Origin of the sequence: Achromobacter animicus, assembly GCF_902859585.1 — a bacterium.
GTDB classification, from domain to species: domain Bacteria; phylum Pseudomonadota; class Gammaproteobacteria; order Burkholderiales; family Burkholderiaceae_B; genus Achromobacter; species Achromobacter animicus.
Window position 1 is genome coordinate 92,328 of record NZ_CADIJM010000014.1, and the last position, 22,598, is coordinate 114,925.

The 22,598-nt window shown below is 63.4% G+C and carries 14 protein-coding genes; 10 read left to right on the forward strand and 4 right to left on the reverse strand.

What is annotated here, in order from left to right:
* Window positions 1–213: 213 nt before the first annotated feature.
* Window positions 214–357, reverse strand: a complete 144-nt coding sequence (locus tag HV681_RS23485) for a hypothetical protein (protein ID WP_175125279.1) — start codon at window positions 355–357, stop codon at window positions 214–216.
* A gap of 182 nt (window positions 358–539) precedes the next feature.
* On the opposite strand from HV681_RS23485, the gene HV681_RS28055 reads away from it, so the two are divergent.
* The 6 genes from HV681_RS28055 to HV681_RS23510 all read left to right on the forward strand — a co-directional run bounded on the left by HV681_RS28055 (window position 540) and on the right by HV681_RS23510 (window position 7,328).
* Window positions 540–671, forward strand: coding sequence for a hypothetical protein (locus HV681_RS28055; RefSeq protein ID WP_286940046.1), 132 nt, complete (start codon window positions 540–542; stop codon window positions 669–671).
* Between the two features lie 57 nt (window positions 672–728).
* Window positions 729–2,417 carry an aspartate-alanine antiporter gene (gene aspT / locus HV681_RS23490; protein WP_175125280.1) on the forward strand — a complete coding sequence of 563 codons (1,689 nt, stop codon included), beginning with the start codon at window positions 729–731 and terminating at the stop codon, window positions 2,415–2,417.
* A gap of 60 nt (window positions 2,418–2,477) precedes the next feature.
* The gene (locus HV681_RS23495; protein WP_175125283.1) at window positions 2,478–5,219 is read left to right on the forward strand and encodes an aminotransferase class I/II-fold pyridoxal phosphate-dependent enzyme; all 2,742 of its coding nucleotides are present in this window, start codon (window positions 2,478–2,480) and stop codon (window positions 5,217–5,219) included.
* 137 nt (window positions 5,220–5,356) lie between these two features.
* Entirely contained in the window at window positions 5,357–5,827 is a 471-nt protein-coding gene (locus HV681_RS23500) for a YMGG-like glycine zipper-containing protein (protein WP_175125285.1), read from the forward strand.
* 66 nt (window positions 5,828–5,893) lie between these two features.
* On the forward strand, window positions 5,894–6,493 hold the full coding sequence (locus HV681_RS23505) for a BPSL1445 family SYLF domain-containing lipoprotein (RefSeq protein ID WP_175125286.1): 600 nt from the start codon (window positions 5,894–5,896) through the stop codon (window positions 6,491–6,493).
* A 97-nt stretch (window positions 6,494–6,590) separates the two neighbouring features.
* Entirely contained in the window at window positions 6,591–7,328 is a 738-nt protein-coding gene (locus HV681_RS23510) for a hypothetical protein (protein ID WP_175125288.1), read from the forward strand.
* Window positions 7,329–7,370: 42 nt separating this feature from the next.
* Here the strand turns inward: HV681_RS23510 and ftrA are convergent, their stop codons facing one another.
* Window positions 7,371–8,330, reverse strand: a complete 960-nt coding sequence (gene ftrA / locus HV681_RS23515; RefSeq protein ID WP_175125290.1) for a transcriptional regulator FtrA — start codon at window positions 8,328–8,330, stop codon at window positions 7,371–7,373.
* Between the two features lie 128 nt (window positions 8,331–8,458).
* Between ftrA and HV681_RS23520 the strand changes: the two genes are divergently transcribed.
* A complete protein-coding gene (locus tag HV681_RS23520; protein ID WP_175125292.1) occupies window positions 8,459–8,905 on the forward strand; it encodes a rhodanese-like domain-containing protein in 447 nt (148 codons plus the stop codon).
* Window positions 8,899–9,588 carry a lysozyme inhibitor LprI family protein gene (locus HV681_RS23525; RefSeq protein ID WP_056563919.1) on the forward strand — a complete coding sequence of 230 codons (690 nt, stop codon included), beginning with the start codon at window positions 8,899–8,901 and terminating at the stop codon, window positions 9,586–9,588. Before HV681_RS23520 ends, HV681_RS23525 begins: the two co-directional genes overlap by 7 nt.
* A 47-nt stretch (window positions 9,589–9,635) precedes the next feature.
* Here the strand turns inward: HV681_RS23525 and HV681_RS23530 are convergent, their stop codons facing one another.
* Window positions 9,636–11,048 (reverse strand): DUF2252 domain-containing protein, encoded by a 1,413-nt coding sequence (locus HV681_RS23530; protein ID WP_175125294.1) that lies wholly within the window; start codon window positions 11,046–11,048, stop codon window positions 9,636–9,638.
* 451 nt (window positions 11,049–11,499) lie between these two features.
* On the opposite strand from HV681_RS23530, the gene HV681_RS23535 reads away from it, so the two are divergent.
* Together HV681_RS23535 and HV681_RS23540 are read left to right on the forward strand one after the other, a co-directional pair.
* Entirely contained in the window at window positions 11,500–12,729 is a 1,230-nt protein-coding gene (locus HV681_RS23535; protein ID WP_056563913.1) for an MFS transporter, read from the forward strand.
* A 246-nt stretch (window positions 12,730–12,975) separates the two neighbouring features.
* On the forward strand, window positions 12,976–13,584 hold the full coding sequence (locus HV681_RS23540) for a hypothetical protein (RefSeq protein ID WP_175125296.1): 609 nt from the start codon (window positions 12,976–12,978) through the stop codon (window positions 13,582–13,584).
* Window positions 13,585–13,756: 172 nt separating this feature from the next.
* Here HV681_RS23540 and HV681_RS23545 read toward each other — a convergent pair whose 3' ends face one another.
* Window positions 13,757–22,483, reverse strand: a complete 8,727-nt coding sequence (locus HV681_RS23545; RefSeq protein WP_175125298.1) for a glycoside hydrolase family 94 protein — start codon at window positions 22,481–22,483, stop codon at window positions 13,757–13,759.
* Between the last annotated feature and the right edge of the window lie 115 nt (window positions 22,484–22,598).

The window sequence follows — 22,598 nt, forward strand, 5'->3', positions numbered from 1 at the left end:
GCTGGACGCGAGGTTCAACAGGGGGACGGCGACAAAGCCCGTCAGGCGGCGCGGGGTTCTCTGATTGGTAAGACGCTTCAAGGGAAACCTCGGCATGTCGCACTCCTCCGTTGGTCGATGTGCGCCGTAGCGCCGATTCGAGCTCTTTCTGGTACTACGGCATGGAGCGAATGAACTTAACCTCGCGCGACGAGCGCCAGAGGGGACGACTGCTCAGCTGATCATGGGCTTGGTGCTTGGGCTGTCCGGATGGAATGAAATCACTTGATCTGGACCCGCCATGGCGTCTTCCGTCACTGTAAAAACGATGATGCTGTTTTTATTTCGCAGCAGTATATTCATCCGCAGGATCAGCATGTTTGGGATGATTGAGACGGTCGCAGGCGTCGGGTAGATTTCGCATCAAGCATGGTGCGATGCGCCTGGCGCCCGGCCAGAACAAGTCCCAAGTGACAAATCGCATTCCGGAACTTGCCGCGCTTTTGGCGCCGCGCAAGACGCATTTTCATTGACCGTTGTTTTATGCATCGGAGGCCGCAATGAATATCCGCGATACGTCTCATCCAGCCAGGCTTTCCCCGTTCGAATTGAAGGACGAGCTTTTCAAGCTGGCCGGCCGCATCACCAACAGGCTGATGCTGGACGTCGGCAGGGCCGCCAGGACACGCTAGCACCCCCGAACTGCATGACACGGCGCTTTCCATCTTTGGATCGGCAAGGAGAAAGTCATGGACTGGTTTGTTGCTACGTTGAAGGCCTACCCTGAAATCGCCATCTTTCTCGCGCTCGGTATCGGTTACTGGGTAGGCGGAAAGAGCTTCAAGGGTTTCAGCCTGGGTGCGGTGACCTCGACCTTGCTGGTCGCGATCGTCATCGGCATTCTCGGCGTCAAGATATCCCCCAATGTGAAGTCGGTTTTCTTCCTGATGTTCCTGTTTGCCGTGGGCTACGGCGTGGGCCCGCAGTTCGTGCGCGGTATCGCAAAGGATGGGCTGCCGCAGGCGATCTTCGCGGTGATCATGGCGCTGCTGTCGTTGGGCGCTGCGGTCGTCGCGGCGATGCTCGCCGGCTACGACCTGGGTTCCGCGGCCGGGCTGTTTGCGGGCTCGCAGACCATTTCCGCCTCCATGGGCCTGGCGACCGATGCGATCAACCGGCTGGGCCGCACGCCGGAGGAAACGCAGGCGTTGCTGGACGCCATGCCGATCGCGTACGCGGTCACGTACATCTTCGGCACCGTGGGATCGGCGATCATCCTGGCGCAGATCGGCCCGAAATTGCTTGGCATCGACCTAGTGGCGGCATGCAAGGCCTATGAGCAGAAGCTGGGCGCGGGGCAAGGCGCGGCGGATGCTACCCATTGGTACGAGTTCGAAGTGCGCGCCTACGCCATCGCTGAGAACAGCCCCTTCATCGGCAAGACGGTCGGCGAGGTTGAAGCGGGCACGCAGGCCGGCTTCCGGGCCTTTGTCGAGCGGATACGGCGGGGGGGCAAGATCATCGAGGTGGACCAGGCGACCGTCATCGAAGCCGGCGACATCGTCGCGGTAGGCGGCAAGCGCGACCAGATGATCGCCCGGTTAGGCCCGAGCGGCCGGGAGGTCGAGGACGCCGAACTGCTGGACATCAAGACCGAGGGTGTCGATATCTACGTCTCGAACAAGAGCGTGGACGGCAAGCGGCTGGAGGAACTGGCGCACTGGCCCGGCGCGCGCGGCGTGTTCCTGAAGAAGATCCGGCGCGGGCCGACCGAGACGGTGATCCCCATCCTGCCGAAGACGGAACTGTTCCGCGGCGACGTGATCACCGTGGTCGGGCGGACCCAGGACATCAATGCCGCGGCCAAGAATCTGGGCTACGTCGACCGGCCCACGACTGTGACGGACGTCGCCTTCGTGTCGTTGGCGATCACCATCGGCGCGCTGATCGGCGCGATCGTGATCAACGTCAGCGGTATCCCGCTCACGATTTCGACAGCGGGTGGCGCGTTGATCGCCGGCATCGTGTTTGGCTGGTTCCGCGCCATCCATCCCACCTTTGGCCGGATTCCCGAACCCACGCTGTGGTTCATGAACTCCGTGGGTTTGAACGTGTTTATTGCGGTAGTCGGTATTTCCGCAGGGCCGGGCTTCGTCGCGGGCTTGCAGAAGCTCGGCATCAGCCTGTTCCTGTGGGGCATCTTCGCGACGACTGTGCCGCTCGTGCTGGGCATGTTCATTGCCAAGTTCGTCTTCCGCTTCGACCCGGCGTTGATCCTTGGAATTTGCGCAGGCTCGCGCACCACTACGGCCGCGTTGGGCATGGTGTGCGAAGCGGCCAAGAGCCAGGTGCCGGGACTCGGGTACACGGTGACGTACGCCGTGGGCAATACCTTGCTGACGATCTGGGGAATGGTGGTGATCATGATTCTTTCGTAGAGACATTGCGAGCCCCGCCGGCTTGGCAACAGGGCTTGCGCAAACCATCAGGGGACTGTCATGTCGACCGAGACACACGAAGGGCATCAACTGGACCACTTGTTCTCCATCTCCGCCGCGCGACTGGACCGATGGCGCGACCTGAACGCCAAGGCGCAGACCTGGGCCGCCGAAGTACGCAGCGGTAAGGGGGCGGGCGGGTCCGGCGCCGTTCAGGACGCGTTGAGCGATCTTCGGCCGATGGAGAGCTACTTTGCATACCCCGGCGTGCAATTGCTGCGCACGCTGGACGACCGAATCGCCGATGGCGATGCGATGGGCGCCGCGCGGCTGGTGCTGCGCATGAGCAACGCACTGCTCTCGGGTAGCTACCGCTACGACGAAGGCGAATGGGAGGCAGCCGAGGAGTCTGCGGGGGAGGGGCCGGACCGAACGCCACCCGGGATGGCCGGGAGCCTTGCGCGGCGGCCTTACTTTGAGGCGCTTTTCGTCAGCCCGGCGCCACCAGCGCGCGCCGCCGCCATCTGCCGCGAAATACGCGAGCTTCGGCGTCACGACGACACATTGATCTACGAGCCCGTGATGGCGGGCAGCGTCGAAGATGCGCTGCTGGCGACCATTCTCAACGGCAAGCTCGAGGCAGTGGTCATCTACGATGGCATACCCGTTCCGTCCAAGCACGATGCGTCGCTGCTGCGCGATTACCTGTCCGTCTACCAGCATCTGGACACCACGGTGGACTCGCCGAGGGAGATCGGCGTGAAGCTGGCCCGCCTGATTGCCAACATACGGCCCGAGCTGGACATCTATCTGCTCACCGACCGGAAGGTGGAGCAGCTTGCCGGAGACCCCAGCGCGTCGGCCATACGCCGCGTGTTCTATGAGGTCGAGGAACCCATGGAGGTGCACCTGAACATTCTTGAAGGAGTGCGAGATCGGCAATCCACACCGCACTTCGACAACCTCAAGCAATACGCCGCCAAGCCGATCAGCACCTTCCATGCGCTGCCCATCGCACGCGGCAAGTCGATCATCAAGTCGAACTGGATCCGCGACTTCGGCGAGTTCTATGGCCTGAATCTGTTCCTGGCGGAGACCTCTGCCACGACCGGCGGCCTGGACAGCATGCTGGAGCCGACCGGCAACATCAAGGTTGCTCAGGAGAAGTTCGCGCGTGCTGTTGGCGCTGACCACGTATTCTTCGTCACGAACGGCACATCGACGTCGAACAAGATGGTCTACCAGGCGGTGACCAAGCCGGGCGATATCGTCATCGTGGACCGCAATTGCCACAAATCGCACCACTACGGCATGGTGCTGTCTGGCGCGCAGCCGCTCTACGTGGAAGCCTTCCCGATGACGGAGTACTCGATGTACGGGGCCGTGCCCCTACGCACGGTCAAGCAGGCGCTGCTGGACCTGAAGGCGGCGGGGCGCCTGGACAAGGCCGCCATGGTCACGCTGACCAACTGCACCTTCGACGGCCACATCTACAACACCCGCCGCGTCATGGCCGAATGCCTGGCCATCAAGCCGGACCTGATCTTCCTATGGGATGAAGCGTGGTTTGGGTTTGCGCGCTGGTCACCGTTCCTGCGCATGCGCACCGCCATGGGCGCTGCAGCGGCCTTGCGCGAGTGGCGGGACGATCCCAAGGCGCAGGAAGCCTGGGAGGCCCAGTGCCGGGAACTGGGCGAAGACCTGGATCCCAAGGATCCGCGCCTGCTGGACCGGGAGCTGACGCCGAACCCGAAGACCATGCGGATACGGGTCTACGAGACGGATTCCGTGCACAAGTCCATGTCCAGCCTGCGGCAGGGGTCGATCGTGGCGGTGCGCGACGAAGACTACGAACATCATGTGTCGGCATTTCGCGAGGCGGTTTTCATTCACGCGTCCACGTCGCCCAATGCCCAGATCATTGCGTCGCTGGACGTCGCACGCCGGCAGATGGAGCTGGAAGGCTACGAGCTGGTCATGCGCGCCATCGAGGTCGCGTTGGCCATTCGGCGCGAGGTGTCCAATCACCCGCTGATTTCCAGATACTTCAGTGTCCTGGGCGCCGACAAAATGATCCCTGAGGAGTTTCGGGCATCGGGGTTTGCCGATTTTCTGGCGCCCGGCACGAACTGGCTGACCGCCGCCAAGGCGCTCAAGGACGATGAGTTCTGTCTGGATCCGACGCGACTGACGCTGGTGTGCGGCACGGCGGGGTATGACGGCACCGCGTTCAAGAACCTGCTGGCCTCGCGCTACAACATCCAGCTCAACAAGACCTCGCGAAATAGCGTGCTCTTGCAGAGCAATATCAACAACACCCGCAGCGACGTCGCGTCGCTTATCAAGGTACTGCTCGAAATCTCGGAAGAGATCGAAACGCGGCTGAGGGAAACGGGCGAAGCCGGGCGGGCCGCCTTCGCGGAAAAGGTCCGGAGTCTGATGGAGGATGTGCCGGACTTGCCCAATTTCAGCCAATTCCACGATGGATACCGCGACGATCCCGGCAGCATCACGCCGGAGGGCAACGTCCGCGCTGCATTCTTTGCCGCCTACAACGAAGAGGACTGCGAGTACCTACCGTTGGCGAGCCCGGAACTGGACCAACGCCTGGAAGCCGGACCGGCGCTGGTGTCCGCCAATTTCGTCATTCCGTACCCACCGGGGTTTCCCATCATGGTGCCGGGACAAATCATCGATGCCCACACCGTCGGGTTCATGCGCAAGCTCGATGTGAAGGAGATCCACGGCTACAACGCGTCGCGGGGCATAAAGCTGATCAAACCCTCCGTCATCGGGAAATGAGCGCCGCCGACCCGAGCAATGCGGACCTCCGTTGCGCTGCCGGAATGCTGGAAGTCACCGCCGCGCCACGCCAATTTGCTCGGGCGAGGGATGCCGCACTCCAAGAATCCCGGACTTTCATATTCAGGGAGCATTTCATGAACAAGTCGATTTTCCCTTGCATGGCGGTCGTGCTCTCAGGCGTCTGCCTGTCGACGGCCGCCCAGACCGTTACGCCGCTCAAAGGCCAGACTCCCGAATTGACCCAGCAGGACGTCGCCGCGTGCCAGGCGCAGTCGGCCAACACGTCGAGCGCGGCGGCCGCCGACACGCCTTCGGCTGGCGGACGAGCCCGTGGCGCAGCAGCCGGCGCCACGGCGGGCGCTGTCGTCGCAGGCGCGCGTGGACGCCAGCACGAAGAGGTGTACGACCGTATGGATGACGACACCAAGCAGGCGTACCGGCAGAACCAAGCGAAAGACGCCGCCGCGGCGGGCATGGTGGTGGGCGGGTCGCGCCAACGACAGGACCGGCGTCAGGATCGTGCGAACCAGGCGCAGCAGAGTGCGAACGCTTCGTCAGCATATGCCGCTTGCATGCAGCAGCGCGGCTATCAGGTCGGGCCGTGAACGCGCAGGGCATTTTTTCTCGCGTTACCCAGTTTCCCGTGCGACACACCACAAAAGGAGTACGTCATGTCTCATAAATATTCCGCAGTCTGCCGGACCGGTATGGCCCTCTTCACCATCATTGCGGCTGGCTTTCTGTTTGGCGGCTGTACCACGACACCGCCGTCCAAACCGTCTGCTGCGCCCAAGACCGATACGCGGGCTGCTTTGGACGACGCGGCCAACGCGACCTTATCCAAGCTTTACGAAGCCGCGCCGTCATCCCGTGAACTGGTCGCTCGCGCCAGGGGCGTGCTGGTGTTCCCGGATGTGCTCAGCGGGAGCTTCATCGTTGGCGCCGAGCATGGCAAAGGTGTGCTGCGCGTAGGGCAGTCGGCGGTAGGCTACTACCGCACCACGTCGGGGTCGATCGGCTTTCAGGCAGGCGCGCAATCAAAGGCCATGGTCCTGCTGTTCATGACGGATGACGCCTTGAACAAGTTTCGCAACAGCAGCGGCTGGACTGTCGGCGCCGACGCCACGGTGGCGATCGTCAATATCGGCGCTAACGGACGCATCGACACGAACACTGCGAAGCAGCCGATTGTTGGCTTCGTGATGAACAACGGTGGCCTGATGGCAGGCGTATCGCTCGAGGGCACGAAGATCTCGAAGTACGAGCCCTGACGGCGGAATGGGTCCACCCGCGGGACGCGGCCGGGCGCGCTGCAAGCCCCCTGCGTCCCGCGTTACTATCGCGAGACCACCAGCCGCAAGGAAGGGAATGAATCAGCAGTCGCGCACGCCAAAACGCCGCCGAATTCCGCGCAAGGTCTGGGCCTTGGGTCTGGCGATCGTCGCAGCCGTGGGGTTTTATGCCTGGAAGGAATCGCCGCTGGGCCCAGGCCTGACCGAAAGCAAGATACACAACATCCTGGTCGACGCCATGGCGACGCCCACCAATGCGCCAGGCAGCGCCTGCGTCAACGTGGTGGGTGTGCGCCCCTTGCCGACCGATGTCTACACGGTCTTTCTGCAAGAGCAGGACAAAATCGTGCAAGCGCTGATCAAGCACGAACTCATCACGGTCAAGCGCGTCAGCGCCGATGGCGACGGTTCACCTCCAAAACCGGATGAGGATCCCGACGACGCCACTAGCCACATGGCGCTGACCGAAAAGGGCCGCGCGTACTATACCGACGGCCAAGCCCTCTTCGGTTCCAAACTGCTCTACACCGCGAAGTTCTGCGCCCCTGGCCTGCAGGTCGGCAGGATTCTTAACTACACCAAGCCGGGCAAGAATCCGTTCGACGAAAACCCCAACGCGGTGTCGGCGGTGAAGTTCGAATGGCGGCTGGATCGCACCACCGCGGATTGGGCGGCGGATCCCGCGTTCTATCCTCAGATAAGCGGCTTTCCCTCGAAGGATCAGCCGGACGAGTGGGAAACCCGGCACATCATGCTGGAACGGAAAGACGGCGTGTGGGGGCTGGGGGACAGGCCGTATACGATCCGCTGGTAGGGCAGACGGCTGCCAAGAGTTGAGCGGTCTTCCCGAAAGCGCCTACACGCCGTTGCCGAACTTGTCCCGGTAAGCGGTCGGACTCGTCAGTACGATGCGCCGGAAGTGCCTGCGCATGGACTCTTCCGAGCCGAACCCGGCTAGTTCGGCAATGCGGCCAATCGGCAAGGGCGGTTTGGCTTCGAGCATGTCCCGGGCGGCCGCCACCCGCTCCCGGACAAGCCATTCATACGGCGCCATGCCCGTCGCGTCATGAAACTGCCGTTGCAGCGTGCGCGGGCTCATGGCGGCGTGCTCTGCCAGTGAGCGCAAGGTGTGCGGCAAAGCGGGATGTCGGCGCATCCAGTCCATCAGCTTGGCCACGCGCCCGCTTTCGTCATGCGGCATGGGGCGCGGCACGAATTGCGCCTGACCACCCTCCCGATGCGGCGCCACCACGAGCCGCTGCGCGACCCGGTTTGCCACGGCTCCGCCGTAATCGCGTCGCACGAGGTGAAGCAACATGTCCAGACCGGCTGCCGAGCCTGCCGACGTGATGATCTGTCCTTCATCGACATACAGCGCATCCGGCTCGACCCGCACTTGCGGGTAGCGTTGCTGCAGCTTTGCGGCGTATCGCCAGTGGGTGGTGACAGTTTTCCCGTCGAGCACCCCCGCCGCCGCCAGCACGAACACACCGGAACAAATCGAGCAGAGCCTCGCGCCCCGCTCGTACGCCTTGCGGAGCTTCTTCAGCAACGGCGATGGCGGCATTTCGTCCGCATCGCGCCAGCCGGGGACCACGATCGTGTCCGCCTGATCGAGCAGCTTGAGGGTGTAGGGCGCGGCAACCGTGATGCCCCCTGCCGCACGCAGCGGGCCGGGCTCGCTTGCGCAGACTGCAAAGCGATACCAATCGACGCCAAGCTCCGGACGCTCGAGCGCAAACAGCTCGGTCACGCAGCCGAATTCGAAAGTACACAGCCGGTCATAGGCCAGCGCGACGACGAGATGTTTGTGCATGGCGTGATATTACCGGTTAATGGCATTTACGCCACTTATCCGAATCGCGGCGCGACGTCAGAATGAGGCTCCTGGATCGATCTTTCCGGGCGAATCTCTTCCTTAGGCCTATTGTTCAAGGTTCTCTTATGCCGACCACCAATCCCGTCACCGCCATCCCCGCCGCAGACGGCGCATCCGCGCTCGCCCACTTTCGCGCGGAGCTGCAATTCGAGACCGATTGTTCAGATGTCTCCAGCGCGTTCGCTGGCGGAACACCGGGCTTTGTGCTGCTGGACGTGCGTAGCCCTACGCTGTTCGCGCAGGGCCATGTGCCAGGCGCGGTAAACCTGCCGCATGGAAAAATCGTCGAGTCGAAGTTGGCGAGCTATCCGATGGACACGATTTTCGTGACGTACTGCGCGGGTCCGCATTGCAATGGCGCGACACGGGGCGCAATACGGCTTGCTCAGTTGGGGCGGCCGGTGAAGGTGATGCGCGGCGGTATCACGGGATGGCTCGATGAGCGTTTTCCGCTTGTGGGAAGTGATGACGGGCAGGGCAAATTCTCGCTATCATCCACGACACCATGCTGACCAAAACGATACTCCCCGCCGCCTGCGCCGCTGTGCTGTGCGCACTTTCCCTGTCCGCCGCGGCGGCGACGGAGGTCTCGCCTTCGTTTGACTGCGCCAAGGCACGCACGGGAGCAGAAAAAGCCATCTGCGCCAATCCGCAACTCGCGGCGCTCGATGCAAGCATCGCCAAGCGCTACAACGAAGCGCGCAAATCCCTGGACTCCGCGACGGCCGAAGCGTTGTTGCGCGACCAACGCGATTTCACCAAGGTGCGCGACGACGCCTTCGAGAAGCCGTTCGACAAAAACAAGCCCGTCGAGGAAATCGCGACCCGCATGAAACATCGAGACGCGTTCCTCGCCTCGCTGGACTTGGGCGAACGCAAGGGCTTTACCGGCAGATGGCGCAACATCTCGGGCGAGATCACGCTCTGGAAGAAGCCCGACGGCGACATCCTGTATGAAGGTTCGGCCGACCAGCCTCGCACCGGAAGCTGGTCGTGCAACGTGGAAGCCTCCGGCAAGGCCAAGGGCGAGCGCCTGCAGGTCAAGAGCGTCGACACCAAGGGTTGGGTTCTGAACCTGAAGCGCCAGGGTGATGGGCTGGTCGTCGAGGAGCAGCCGCCCGGCGCGGGTGCATCGGGTCCGCCTTATTGCGGCGCGAATGGAACCTTGGCTGGTATGTACTTCCCGATACGCTGAGCGATAGCGAAATGCGTGCCTGCGGGTAGGGCGTCTGAAAGAAGACTTCAAATGCGGAAATCCGCTGCCATGTCTTCGTCGCTTCGGGCTTCCAGCTTTCCAGAGCGGCACGCACGAATGAAGGCCGTATAGTCCGCTTCATTCTGATCGGCGTAAGCCAATGCGTATTTGTTCAGCGCGTCGGAAAAGCCCTCTCCACGCCCCAGATAGGCAGAAATCTCAACGGCCTTCCCGCCGGCTTTGGCGTGGGCTCGCGCCATCGCCCAGCCACAAAAGCGGGAATAGCCCAGGAGCAAGGTATTGCTCATACGCTCGATCTCCGCCGACACCTTCATGTCACGCAACTGCCGGAAATAGAAGTTCCGGCCAGCAGGCCCGGACGTCCAGCCAAGAAAGGCATCACTTGCGCCTTGCAGCAGCCGCTGTCCGACCACCACGCGCTCGCCCTGGTGCTTCTCCCCTGACGCGGGGTAGTAGTCGGCGATCACCGAATTGCGCGCTTCCTTGACTTGCAGGAACAAGGGTTTCCCATGTCCATCGATGAACAGCATCACCAGACAGAAAGTTCCCACGCTGCCTACACCGACGACCTTGAAGGCGATATCGTTCAGCGTGTAGTGCCGTAGCAAGGTGCGCTGGTCGGCAGATAGCGTCTCGGTATAAGCCTCGAATGCCTTGGCCAGCTTGCCTCGCCAGGCATGTGTATCGGTCCAGTTGCTGGCGGGGCCGAGCAACGAGGCCGGGCCCGCCGGATGGAACAAGGCGGGCGGGGCATCTTGAATTGTCCAGGCGCCGTCGCGCTGCACGGCCATTTTGCTCAATACGCTGTCGTGGGTACGGGTTCCGGCCTTTGCAATCGCCTTGTCGATGAGTTTGCGCCCCTCGTCCGTTGCTGCACTGTCCCGCAACCGTTCGAACGAAAGGATTTCGTGCCACATTTCGAGGGCGCTGAAGCTGGAGTACTCGCGCATGCGCGCAGCGTATTCGAGGACGGCCGTGTGTATGAAGTCGCTGATCGTGCCTTTTTTAGCGCCCGCATGTTGACCGGCGATCGCCAAGCTCGCCGCAAGGCGCTTTACGTCCCACTCCCATGGACCCGTCGCGGCTTCGTCGAAGTCATTCAGATCGAAGACAAGTTGTCGTTCCGGTGTCGCAAAGCCACCGAAGTTCATCAGATGGGCGTCACCGCAGATCGGAAAGACGATGCCGGAATCGACGGTCCCCGCAAGGTCGTGGGCCTGGAGGATCGCGCTGCCTCGAAAGAAGGTGAACGGCGACACCGCCATGCGCCCATAACGCAATGGAATCAGTGCCTCGACGCGGCCAGCACTATTGGCTTGCAGAAGCTCGATGGGATCACGCGCCGTGTTGCCGATCTGCGCATGTTGAGATCGCTTCGCTCGGCGCCGCGCCTGCCGGCCTACCGTTTTCCGCTCCGCCAGGGTTTGGGGTTCAACCATTTTCGCCCTCTGGTATTTAAGGAAATACGTACGAGTGACATGCGGACGGGCAAACCAGCGAGCATCCCGGAAGACGCAATAGACGCTGGCTAGCGATCTGGCAAAGCGGTGCGGCTTGGTTGCTACTTCGAAAGGCTACACAGATTTAAGACGAAATCAATGATGGATTTCTCGTGTCTGGCCAATTATCGCGAAGCCTGGCACGCAGCCTTATCTTGGTGCTTCGGGGGGGCTTCCGGGCTCGACCTGGGTTTGCGAACGATTCCGCGAGCGCCAAGTTCGACGACCAGGCCCGGCCCATCTCGGCCGGGGGCGGGCTTTGAGGTCGCCCTGAACATGCAGATAGTCACGGGCGACGGTCCCATCGGCGAATCAGACGCCGCGCAGTAGGTATCATTTCGCCTGGCTTTAACGAGAGATCACCCTCGTCACCATCTTGGGTCCCGCCGCCATGAAGAGCTCTTCCACCGCATGGGTCATGCCTGTAGTCGCCATTTTTACGCTACAGACTGTCTCCGCGTTTCTTTCACGCCTCATCCCGATCGTTGCCACTGCAATGTCCGAAGAGTTCGGATGGAGCGGTAGTTCCATCGGTTACCTGACTGCGAGCAACGCTTTAGGCGGCCTGATGATTCTCGTTGTCGGCTCGTCCATGCTTAGGCAAATTGGAGGAACGCGCAGTCTGCAGCTTGCGCTGGTCTTGGGAACGGCAAGCATGGGACTTTTCTATTACCCGAGCATGGCCGTAGCCCTGGTGGCCTGCTTTGCCATGGGTATGAGCAACGGGGCTGCGAACCCGGCGGGCAGTGAGGTGCTGCAGAGATTCTCGCCGCCGGAGATGCGCAATCTCATGTTCTCGGTCAAGCAGGCGGGTGTTCCTCTGGGCGGAATGATCGCGGGGCTGTGTATTCCCGTAGTGATCGCCCTTATCGGTTGGCGTTTGGCCCTCATTGTCTGTGCGGTGATTGTATTGGTACCAACCGCGCTGACCTGGCGATTGAGCGAGATCTTGGATGTGAGAGGTTCGGCGAAGAGGCGGCGGACATCCATCGTGCCTACGCTGCACTCGTTACGCATGCTCAGCGTGCCGTTGGCATCGCTAGGAAACAATCCCGGCTTGTTGAAGATGTCGATTGTGGGCAGCCTGTTTGCCGTATCCCAAAGCTGCTGGTTCGCATTCACCGTGGTTTACCTGGTGGACAGGCTGGGCTTTTCCTTGAGCTTGGCGGGTGCGATATTTGCCGTGATGCAGGTAGGGGGGGTCGTCGGCAGAATTGCGTTGGGTTGGCTCTCGGACCGCTTGGGTTCGGCCACGGGAAGCCTGTCGATTGCTGCCCTGTTCTCTGCAGGCACGACAATTCTCTTGGGATTTACCACTGCGCAATGGCCGCTGTGGTCTCTCATGGTTCTAGCCTTTGTCGCTGGCTGTTCCGCGGCAAGTTGGAACGGTGTGCAAATTGCGGAGGTTGCCCGGCGCTCGCCGGCCCACCAAATCGCGGAAACTGCTGCGGGCGCCTCGATATTGGTCAGTTTGGTGAACATCGTGGCGCCGGCTGCTTTCGCGGCGACGGTGGCGATCAGCGGCAGGTACGATATCGCGTTCCTTTGCGCCGGAGCATGCTCGTTGTTGGTGCTGTTTTTCTTGCCTCGGGATAGGCATACTTCCCCGGCGCCTTCTTGAACATCGTGATGAACGCGGTGACGGATTTATACCGCCCCGCGCCAGTCGGCCGGCGAGCGGAGCCAGACTATGGAAGTCATCGAATCATTCGTCCCATTTCTTACCTTGTTCGACTGTCAGCGCGCAGGTGAGCGCAATGCACAAACCAGCTTGATTTTGGCGTCTACAATCTGACGCGTTGGGTACTACGCCTACACGTTGCGCTGGTTCGTGTAGTGCTCGGGTAATACACGCACCAATGGATCCATGCAACGCTTTCTGACCACGCTGCTTCTCTCCGCGCTTACCCTTCTGATGGCGGGCTGCGCGTCGACCAAGACCTACACCGAAAACGTCTCCACTTTGATGGTGTCGTCGGACGGCAAGACGTTTGCGGTGCTGGGCCCGCAGTATCACTATCTGTTCGACATGCCGCCCGCGATGGCGCAGGCGATGAAAGCTGACTTTCGCACCCGCCTGACCGCAGGGATTCCGCGTAACTTTTATGTCGGGGCCGACGGCTTCACGTGGGGCTACGTGCGCTTGCAACTGAAGGACAACGCGACGCCGCGTGATCGGGAGCAGGCGCTGGCCATGCACTTTCAGACCACAAAGGAAGGGATGGTCTATTACACCCACCACCTCAAGGGCAAACGCTATCTTGCCCGGCCGGCGACGCCGGGTGCGGCGCAGGCGGGCGGATCCACGGAGACGGCGCTGGACCAGTCGTATCGCATTACGGTGCAAGATTCGCAAGGTAGCGCGGACATGGCGCGCGCGCTGTCGCCTGTGATCTTCCTGGCGGGCACGGGGTTTGTCGTGGCGAATCCGGGGATCGTGCTGTTCGCTTTGCCGGTGGCGGGATTGGAGCCCTAAGCGGCCTGTCGTTTTGCGCGCGCGACATGTCCCGGAATAGAGCGGCCATTCCCAAGTGATTGAGCCATCAACCGTTTTGAACGCGTCACGGTATCCAGGCAGGCACGTGGCATCTTCCACAACACACTAATAGGTATCTATTGGTGCGCTCTACGGTGCAACGGCGGGGAGATCACGCCTGTAACACGATCATGACCTCGCGATCCCTTCCGTCGTCCAGCAAGGGGATTTCACCCGATTTCTGCAGCACTCCATCAAGCGTCACGTACCCCGCGCCATTCTCGGACTGTCCGCGCAGGGCGGTCACGGAGTACACCGTAGCCCCGTGCCGGTAGTGCAGCTTGAAGGCGTTCCAGTCTGCGGGCAGGCAGGGGTGAAAGCTCATGGATGCGCCGCGCCGGCGCATCCCCAGCACCGATTCCAGGATCAGGCGGTACATCAGGCCCGATGAGCCGGTGTACCAGGTCCAGCCGCCACGGCCTCGCTGCCCGGGCGTGGTGTAGATATCGGCGGCCATGACATAAGGCTCCACCTTGTAGACGGCAGCTTTTGCGGGGGAGTCGGAATGGCTGATGGGGTTTAGCATCGTCAGCAGGTCACCGATTCGCGCATCTTCGCCAAGGCCGCAGAATGCCATGGCGGTCCAGATGGCGGCGTGGGTGTACTGGCCGCCGTTCTCGCGCACGCCAGGCACATAGCCTCGGATGTAGCCGGGATTCAGGCCAGAGGAATCAAAAGGCGGATCCAGCAGTCGTATCAGTCCGCGGGCGTTGTCGATGAGCCGGTCGTCCACGGCCTGCATGGCCAGGCGGGCGCGGTCCTCCCGGGCGGCGTCCGACAGCACGGCCCAGCTTTGGGAGATGGCGTCGATCTGGCATTCCGGATTCTCGGCGGACCCCAGGGGGCTGCCGTCGTCGAAATAGGCCCGCCTGTACCACCCGCCGTCCCAGCCGGACGCTTCAAGACACAAGCGCAGCCGGGCGGCTTCCGATTCGCAGTGCGCGGCGAACGCCAGGTCTTCCTGCGCACGGGCCACTGGCGCGAACCGCGTCAGCGTGTCGTAAAGGAAGAAGCCGAGCCAGACGCTTTCGCCGCGTCCGGCTTCTCCGACTTTGTCCATGCCGTCGTTCCAGTCGCAGGAGCCGATCAGCGGCAAGCCATGCGCGCCGCCGGCGCTCAAGGCGTGCGCCAAGGCAAGGGCGCAGTGCGCGTACAGGCTTGCGGACTCCCTGGACGCAATGGGGTGGTCGTAGTTGGAAGACTCGCCGGGGTTAAGCAGGCGGCCCTCAATGAAGCCCACTTCTTCAGCCAGCACGCCTGTGTCCCCCGTCACCTTCACATAGTGGCAGGTAGCAAACGGCAGCCACAGGTAGTCATCCGAGCAGCGCGTGCGCACGCCGCGGTTCGTGGGCGGATGCCACCAATGCTGCACGTCCCCCTGCACGAACTGCTGGGCCGCGCAGCGCAGCAGGTGATCGCGTGCCAGGGCAGGGCGGGCGAGCACCAGCGCCATGACGTCTTGCAGTTGGTCGCGAAAGCCGTAGGCGCCACCCGACTGGTAGTGACCGCTGCGCGCCCACAGCCTGCAGGCCAACGTCTGGTAGAGCAGCCAGCCATTGGCCAGCGTATTCACGGCCGCGTCCGGGGTGTCGATGCGCACGACACCCAGCGTGTCCCGCCAATACCGCCTGACCGCCTGGAGTTCGCTTCCGGCCGCGCCCGGCTCGCTGTATTGGCGCACCAGTTGCCTGACTTGTTCGATACCCTGCGCCGACGCGCCGAGGTGAAAGAGGATTCGCACGTCCTGACCGTCCTCCAGCGTGGCGGGGACTTGGATGGCCGCGCAGGGATCGAGTCCCGCGCCCGTCCTGCCCGAGAGCCGGCTGCGGCGCAACGCTTGCGGGTGGCGCAGGGTGCCGTTCCTGCCGATGAACTCCTTGCGGTCGCCGGTCATGGTCCGGCTCGCGCTGCTGGTGTCGAACCACGCGATGTGCCTGGCAAAATCCGTATTGAAACTGTTGCGTGCCAGCAGTGAACCGGTGTCGGGATCGATCTCGGTCGTGACGTGCATGGAGGTCTTTGCGCGCAGGTCGCCAAGCACCCATTCCACGTAGCCGGTTGCCGACAGGCGACGGCGCCGCCCCGACCGGTTGCGCAGCGTCAACGCGTAGAACTTCACCGGCGCATCCTGGGCGACATGGACGCACAGTTCAGATTCGATGCCGTCTTCCCAGTGTTCGAACACTGTGTAGCCAAAGCCGTGGCGCGTGACGTAGGCGGACTCGCCGCCCGCCGGATAGGGCGCAGGGGACCAGCAGTGGCCGCTGATCTCGTCGCGCAGGTAGAAGGCTTCTCCGCAGGCGTCGCTAACCGCGTCGTTGTGCCAGGGAGTGAGGCGGTACTCGTGGGCGTTATCGCTCCAGCTATAGGCCTGTCCGCTTTCGGACACGACAGTGCCGAAGCCGGCATTGGCAATGACGTTCACCCAGGGCGCCGGCGTGCGCTGGCCCCGGCTTGTGGTGATCACGTATTCCTCTCCGTCGGGCGTGAAACCGCCCAGCCCGTTGTGATGTAGTAGCTCGGACTGCTCCTGCGCGGCGGCCGCTTGCGCGGCAGGCGGCAGGGGCGGCGTCGAGATCACCATGGGCGGAGTGCGGATCTCCGGCAGGCCCAGGCGGTTCACCTGGTTCGCCAGCGTACCCAGCGCGTCGCTGAGCGATATGCGCGACACCGCCAGCAGCAGCGTGCGGTCCTCTTCCGATATCTGGTCGCCGGGGCGCACAAAGATACCGCCCGGGCGGTCGATGATGTGCGCCTCCACGCCCGCGGAGATCAGACCCATCATGCGGTCCTGAAGCGCCTGGCGGTAGCTGCCCGTGTCCTCGTTCCAGATCACCAGATCCACCGCCACGCCCTTCTGCCGCCAGTAGGCATGCGCCTGGACCAGTTGGCGAACCAGCTCGAAGTTTGCCGGATCCTTGATCCGGAGCAGCACGATGGGCAGGTCGCCCGAGATGGCGTATCCCCACAGACCCGATTGTCCCCGGCGATTCTTCAGCAGCGTCGCCGCCTCCGCGCGCATGGCCGGGTTCTGGTAGACGATGGCGTTGGCAAGCCGCGCATAGAGCTGGGCATCCGCCTCGGTGGCGTTCAATTGGCGCACGAGTACCTGCGCGTGCGTCCACGCCAGTTCCAGGGCCCGGTCGGCCAGGTGGCGATCCCGGTATTTGCTGATCAGGTTCATGCAGGCGCTGCGGCTGTCGCCCACGCCCTGCACCAGATCGATCACCGCGGATTCCTCCGCCTCCAGGGTGATCTCGCAGCGAATCGCGGAGATCGGGTCCAGCACCGACCCCTGGCTGTTCGTCAACGGCGCGTCGCCCTCCAGCGCCTGGGGATCAGCCGCCGAGCGGCCTCGGCCCAGGAAGATGGACCGGTCGGTTTCATAGGACGCCGTACCGGGATTGCCGCCATGGATCGCCAGAAGCTGGAACATTCTCGGCGGATTGTCCGCCGGGCTGCGGCCCCGGCGCGAGCACAGGATGGCGCGTTCGGACGGAACGATCTCGGTCTGCACAAAGAGATTGCTGAACGCCGGATGCAGTTCGTCCGCCATGGGCGGCGCGATGACGATCTCGGCATAGCAGGTGATTTCTATGGTCCGCCGTTCGCGGCTCCGGTTCGTCAGGTGGCAGCGCCGCAGCTCGATATCGTCTTCCGGCGACACGACGATTTCGGTATGCGTGTCGATCTGATGGTCGGTGCGGCGGAATTCGGCCCGTCCCTCGGAGAAGATGACTTCGTAGTGGTTCGGCCGCGTCAGGGTAGGCTGGTGCGACGTGGACCAAATGGCGCCGCTGTCCTTGTCCTTTAGGTAGCAGAACGTGCCCCAGTTGTCGCAGGTACCGTCTTCGCGCCAGCGGGTCACGGCCAGGTCTCTCCAACGGCTCGAGCCCGCGCCGCTGTTGGTGACCATGACGTGATAGCGTCCGTTGGACAGGAGCTGCACCTCGGGAATGGCGGTGTCGGCGGTATCCAACACGCGCACCGATGCCTCTGGCAGTCCCGACGCGGTGCTGCGGATGACCGATAGTTCCACGGCCTTGGTGTGGGCCGCCGCCGCGCGAGGGATCCGCTCCTGCAGCAGGAGCAGAGTGGCCTGGAAGGACGGATCGGCTTCAAAGCGCGCCTGCATCGTGCGTCCCAGCAGCACGCTTGCGATCGATAGGAACCCCATTCCCTGGTGGTGCGCCATGTAGGCATAAATGATGGCGCCGGTCTTGCCCGGCGGCAGGCGGCGCGGCGTGTAGTCGATGGCCTCGTAGAACCCGTAGCGACCCAGCAGGTTCTCCTTGGCCAGGCGCTGCAGGTTCCTGCACGCCTCGTCGGGTGACACCATCAGCGCCAGAATGGATGCGTACGGAGCCACCACCACGTCATCCGCAAGCCCCCGCTTCAGACCGAGGCCCGGCACGCCGAACGCCCGATACTGGTAATTCATGCCGATGTCGAACAGGTTGTACGCGCTTTCGGACATGCCCCAGGGAATGCCGAGCTTGTCGCCGTACTCGATCTGGGCGCGAACGGCCGACTTGCAGGTCTGCTCCAGCAGAGTATGCGCGTAGGACGGCATGACGAGCCGCGGCATCAGGTATTCGAACATCGAGCCACTCCACGACAACAGCACGGTGCCGCCCGCGGCGCTGCTGAGCTGCCTGCCCAGGGCAAACCACGTTTCCTGCGGGAGCTGGCCTTGCGCGATTGCCACGAAGCTGCAAAGGCTGGCCTCGGAGGCCAGCAGGTCGTACAGGCCCTCGTCGCGCCTGCGCTCGGTCAGGTTGTAGCCGATGGCCAGCAGGCGGCTGCCCTTGTCGTACAGGAACCCGTAATCGGCCACCGCCATCTCGGCCAGCGTGTCGGCCAGCAGGGCAATCAAGGCGAGGCGTTCGCGGGCCCGCTCGCTCGCCACGACCACGGAAAGCTCGGTCTCCAGCAGCCATGCCCGCTCGTCGGAGGAAGTCTCCGGCAGCGACAGCCGCGCGCGCAAGGCGGGCAGCAATCCCGTGGCCTGACCCGCGACCTGCTGCAAGGTCGGCACGGCGTTCAATTCGGGCATGTCTCCCCATCCGACGCCGGCGGGCGAGGCTCGCCAGGGCGCAAGCAGAGCCAGCTCATCGCGCGCGGCCTCGCATTGGCGCAACAACGCCTCGCCGTGCCACAGCGCCTGCGCGAATTCCGGCGCCGCGTAGCGTGCGGTCAGGCCGGCGGCCAGTTGGCATAGCCGGTCGAGATGTTGCCTGGCTTGCCCCAATGTCGCGGGACCTGCCAGGGTGGCGGACGCCAGTGCGTCGGCCAGCGCCTCCAATTCGGGCGAATCGTCGGTCGGGACGGCTTCCCGCAAGACCGCGAATGCGTCGGCGCAACCCTCGAATGTTCGGGGATGCAGGATGGACGCATGCGCCAGTTCCAGCAGGCCGGGGCGCAAGGTGAGCAGGTGGCCGGCAAGGTTGCCGCTGTCCACTGTCGAAATGTAGAGCGGGGCGAGCGGCTTCAGCGTGACAGTGTCGTACCAGTTGTAGAAGTGGCCCAGATAGCGCTCTAGCGTCGCCATGGTGCCCAGCGACGCCTGCGTCTTTTCCAGCAGACGGCCCGCCTGCAGGTAACCGAAGTCGTAAGCGGCCAGGTTGGCCAGCAGCGCCAGCCCCAGGTTGGTGGGCGAGGTGCGGTGGGCGATGGCCGGGGACGGCTGGTCCTGGATGTTGTCGGGTATCAGCCAGTTGTCTTCCGCGCCGCCGTGGCCGTCGAAGAATGACCAGGTCTTGCGCGCCAGCATTCTCAGGAACTGGTTTTGGTCGAGAGACAAGTCGATCCGGGCAAGCACCGGCGGGCGGCTCAAGCGCCACGCGATGGCAGGCATCGCCACCCATAGTGCCAGCACCGGCAAGGAAGCCACCCAGGCCGATGGGTTCAGCAGCATCACACCTGCGCCGATGGCGGCGGCGAGCACGGGCGAGCCCCAGACGGAAAGCAGGAACGGACCGGAACGCGTCCCGCTGTCCTGGTTGGTGATGCTTGACGCCTTCCATTCCAGCAACCGCCGGCGCGAAATCAGCCGGTACAGCGTCCTGATGACCGCGTCCAGGCTGTACAAGGCTTCGTGAGCCAGACTGGTCAAGGAAAACGCCGCCCGCGTGAATTGCTGCAGCGTGGGCGCCAACCAGCCGACCAGATGCCGTGACAGCTCGACGTCTTCTTCTTTCCTTACCCCACTCAAGGCGGAGGCGAACAGGGCGGGCAGGAACAGGATAATCACGCAGGCGACGGTCCACAGGTACGGGGTCGGCAACAGCATCCAGCCCAGCGCCAGCAAAAGCACAAGACTGGCCGGGACCAAGCTGCGGCGCAGATTGTCCAGGATCTTCGCGCGCGCCAGCGCAGGCAGGGGCGGTCCGCGTTCCGCGCCCGGGGCTGCGGGCGCGCGGCCGAACAGCCAGCCCAGCAACTGCCAGTCTCCCCGTATCCAACGGTGCCGGCGGCTGACGTCCGCGACGTAGCGGGCGGGCTGCCCTTCGAATAGCTGGACGTCGCTTAGCAGGCCCGAGCGTGCATAGCAGCCTTCCAGCAGGTCGTGGCTCAGGATCCGGTTGTCCGGGAAGCAGTCCTTCAATGCCGCATCGAAGGCGTCCACGTCGTAGATGCCCTTGCCGATGAAGGACCCCTCTTTGAAGATGTCCTGGTAAACGTCCGAGACTGTGTTGGTATAGGGATCGATGCCCGGATCGCCACCATTGAGGCGTGCATACGGCGACGCCGACAGGTCGTTCAGGCTTACCGTCACCCGGGGCTGCAGGATGCCGTAGCCGCGCGTTACCCGACGCGTCGCTGGGTCGAACTGCGCCTGATTGAGCGGATGGGCCATCGCGCCAACCAGCTTCCAGGCGGTTTCCCGAGGCAAGTCGGTGTCGGTGTCCAGCGTGATGACGTACCTGGTGCCGGCGAGCGCCGCCAAGTCGCCCACCACGCAGGAAAATGCGTCAGCGCCCTGGCCGCGAAGCAGGCCGTTCAGATCGGCCAGCTTTCCTCTTTTTCTTTCGTAGGCCATCCAGATCCGTTCCTGTTCGTTCCAGCGGCGGGGGCGGTGGCAGAGGTAGAACGGGCTGCGTCCGAGCGTCCGATATTTCTTGTTCAGGGCCTGGACCTGCGCCTTGGCGCGCTCCAGCAGCAGGGCGTCCGACGGCAGATGCTCCGACGCGGCATCCGCGAAATCCGTCAGCAGGCAGAAGCTCAGGTTGTCCCCGGGATTCGCCAGGAAGCGGATCTCCAGCGCTTCGGCGAGCGTATCCGCGTCATCCAGGTCGATCAGCATCGTGGGGACGGCGACCAGGCAGCGGGCATCGTCGGGGATTCGCTTGGCGTAATCCATGCGCGGCAGGCGCTGGGGGCGCACCAGCCATGTCAAGGACCAGTTGACGATCGCCACGGCGAGATGGCTGGCGGCCAGCACGGACAGCAAGGCGAAGCACGCCATGGCCCAGGGGCCAGCTCCCGCCCCATGGGCCATCGTCAGCAGCAGCGCGCTGACCGCGCCCGTCAGGAGGATGATGGCGCCCGCATACAGGCGCAGCGCGGCGCGGGGGGAGATGCGGGCCAGCCTTTCCGCCATGCTGGATCTAACCTTGGCCTGTTTTGCCAGCTCGTCCTGGCCCTGGTCGATCAGGTAGAAGCCCACGTGCCCGCGACGCGGATCGACGCCAGGGGTCGGGTCGGCCGCCGCTGCGGCGGCCAGGTCGATCGCCATGGCGGCGATCTCGGTTTCGGCATGGTCAGAATTGCGCGCCATCCGCTCCACTCGATGGCGGTAGTGGTCTCGGGTGGGAAAGTCCATGCTCCGGTAGACGTTGGCGGGATCCTGGCTCAGGGTCCGGTCCACGATGCTGACGGCTTCCACGAAGTCGTTCCAGTTCGTCTTCGACAAAGTGCGCAGGCTGCCGATGCTGTTGCTGATCGACACCTGGTCGGCGGCCTGCTGCTGGTTCTCGGCGAGGACCATTTGTTCAATGGTCAGGTTTGACTGGGCAAGCCGCTGTTCGAACCACGTCAGGGGCAGCGCCAGCGCCGGGCCGTGCCCTTGGAGCCGTCTGACCAGTTCCGCGACGAACGAACCGTCTATGGGGGGATTCGATCGCGCCATGTTCGCGATGACAAGTATCAGACCGGTGGGATCCTCCTCGGCAGATTTGCGCATGGTGTCGGCCCACGTGTCCGCCAGCCCGCGGTTCATGTTCGCGTACGCTAGGCGGATGGCGACGCGGCGCAGGTTCTCGATCAGGGCCAGGCGAATCATGATGGGAACCGCCCACAATTCCCCCAGTTGCAGCGGCGCAATTGATTGATAGGCGGCCACGAACGCCTGGATGCCCGTGGCATCGATCCGCGCGTCGCTATGGGAAATCATCTCCAACGCAATGTCGTACACCCGCGGCAGCCCTTTGGAGGGGCCCGCGTCCAGTTTTGGCAGACTGCGGCTGTAGCCCTTGGGCAAGTGCCGCTTGGCCAGCCGGATCTGCTCTTCGATCAGGTAGAAATTGTCCAGCAGCCATTCGTCGGCCGGGGTGATCCGGCGGTTCTGCCGCATGGACTCCATCAGCAGCGCGCAGGCCTGGGCCAGCAACTTCTGGTTTTCAGTCAACCGCGGCAGCAAAGTGTCCGGCGGTCGCGATGTGCCCACCAGATGCGCGCCCGCCAAGGCCTGGCCGTGCTGCTCCATCTGCAGGGCGCTGAACAACTCCGCGCGCAACGGCGGCTCGCTTTCGGCGGAGTGCGGCGTGGCCTTGCTTCGGGTAAACAGGTCTATCCACTCGGGCGCGGCTTCGAGCGAGGGCCAATCAATGGGTTTCATGGCCATAGATTGACCAAGCACGACCGCAGGCTCTGTACGCTACCGCACGGACTCCCTTCACAGCCTGTGGCATAAGCGACCCGAGCCCCGCATTCTTGTGGGGCCGGTCGTTCGG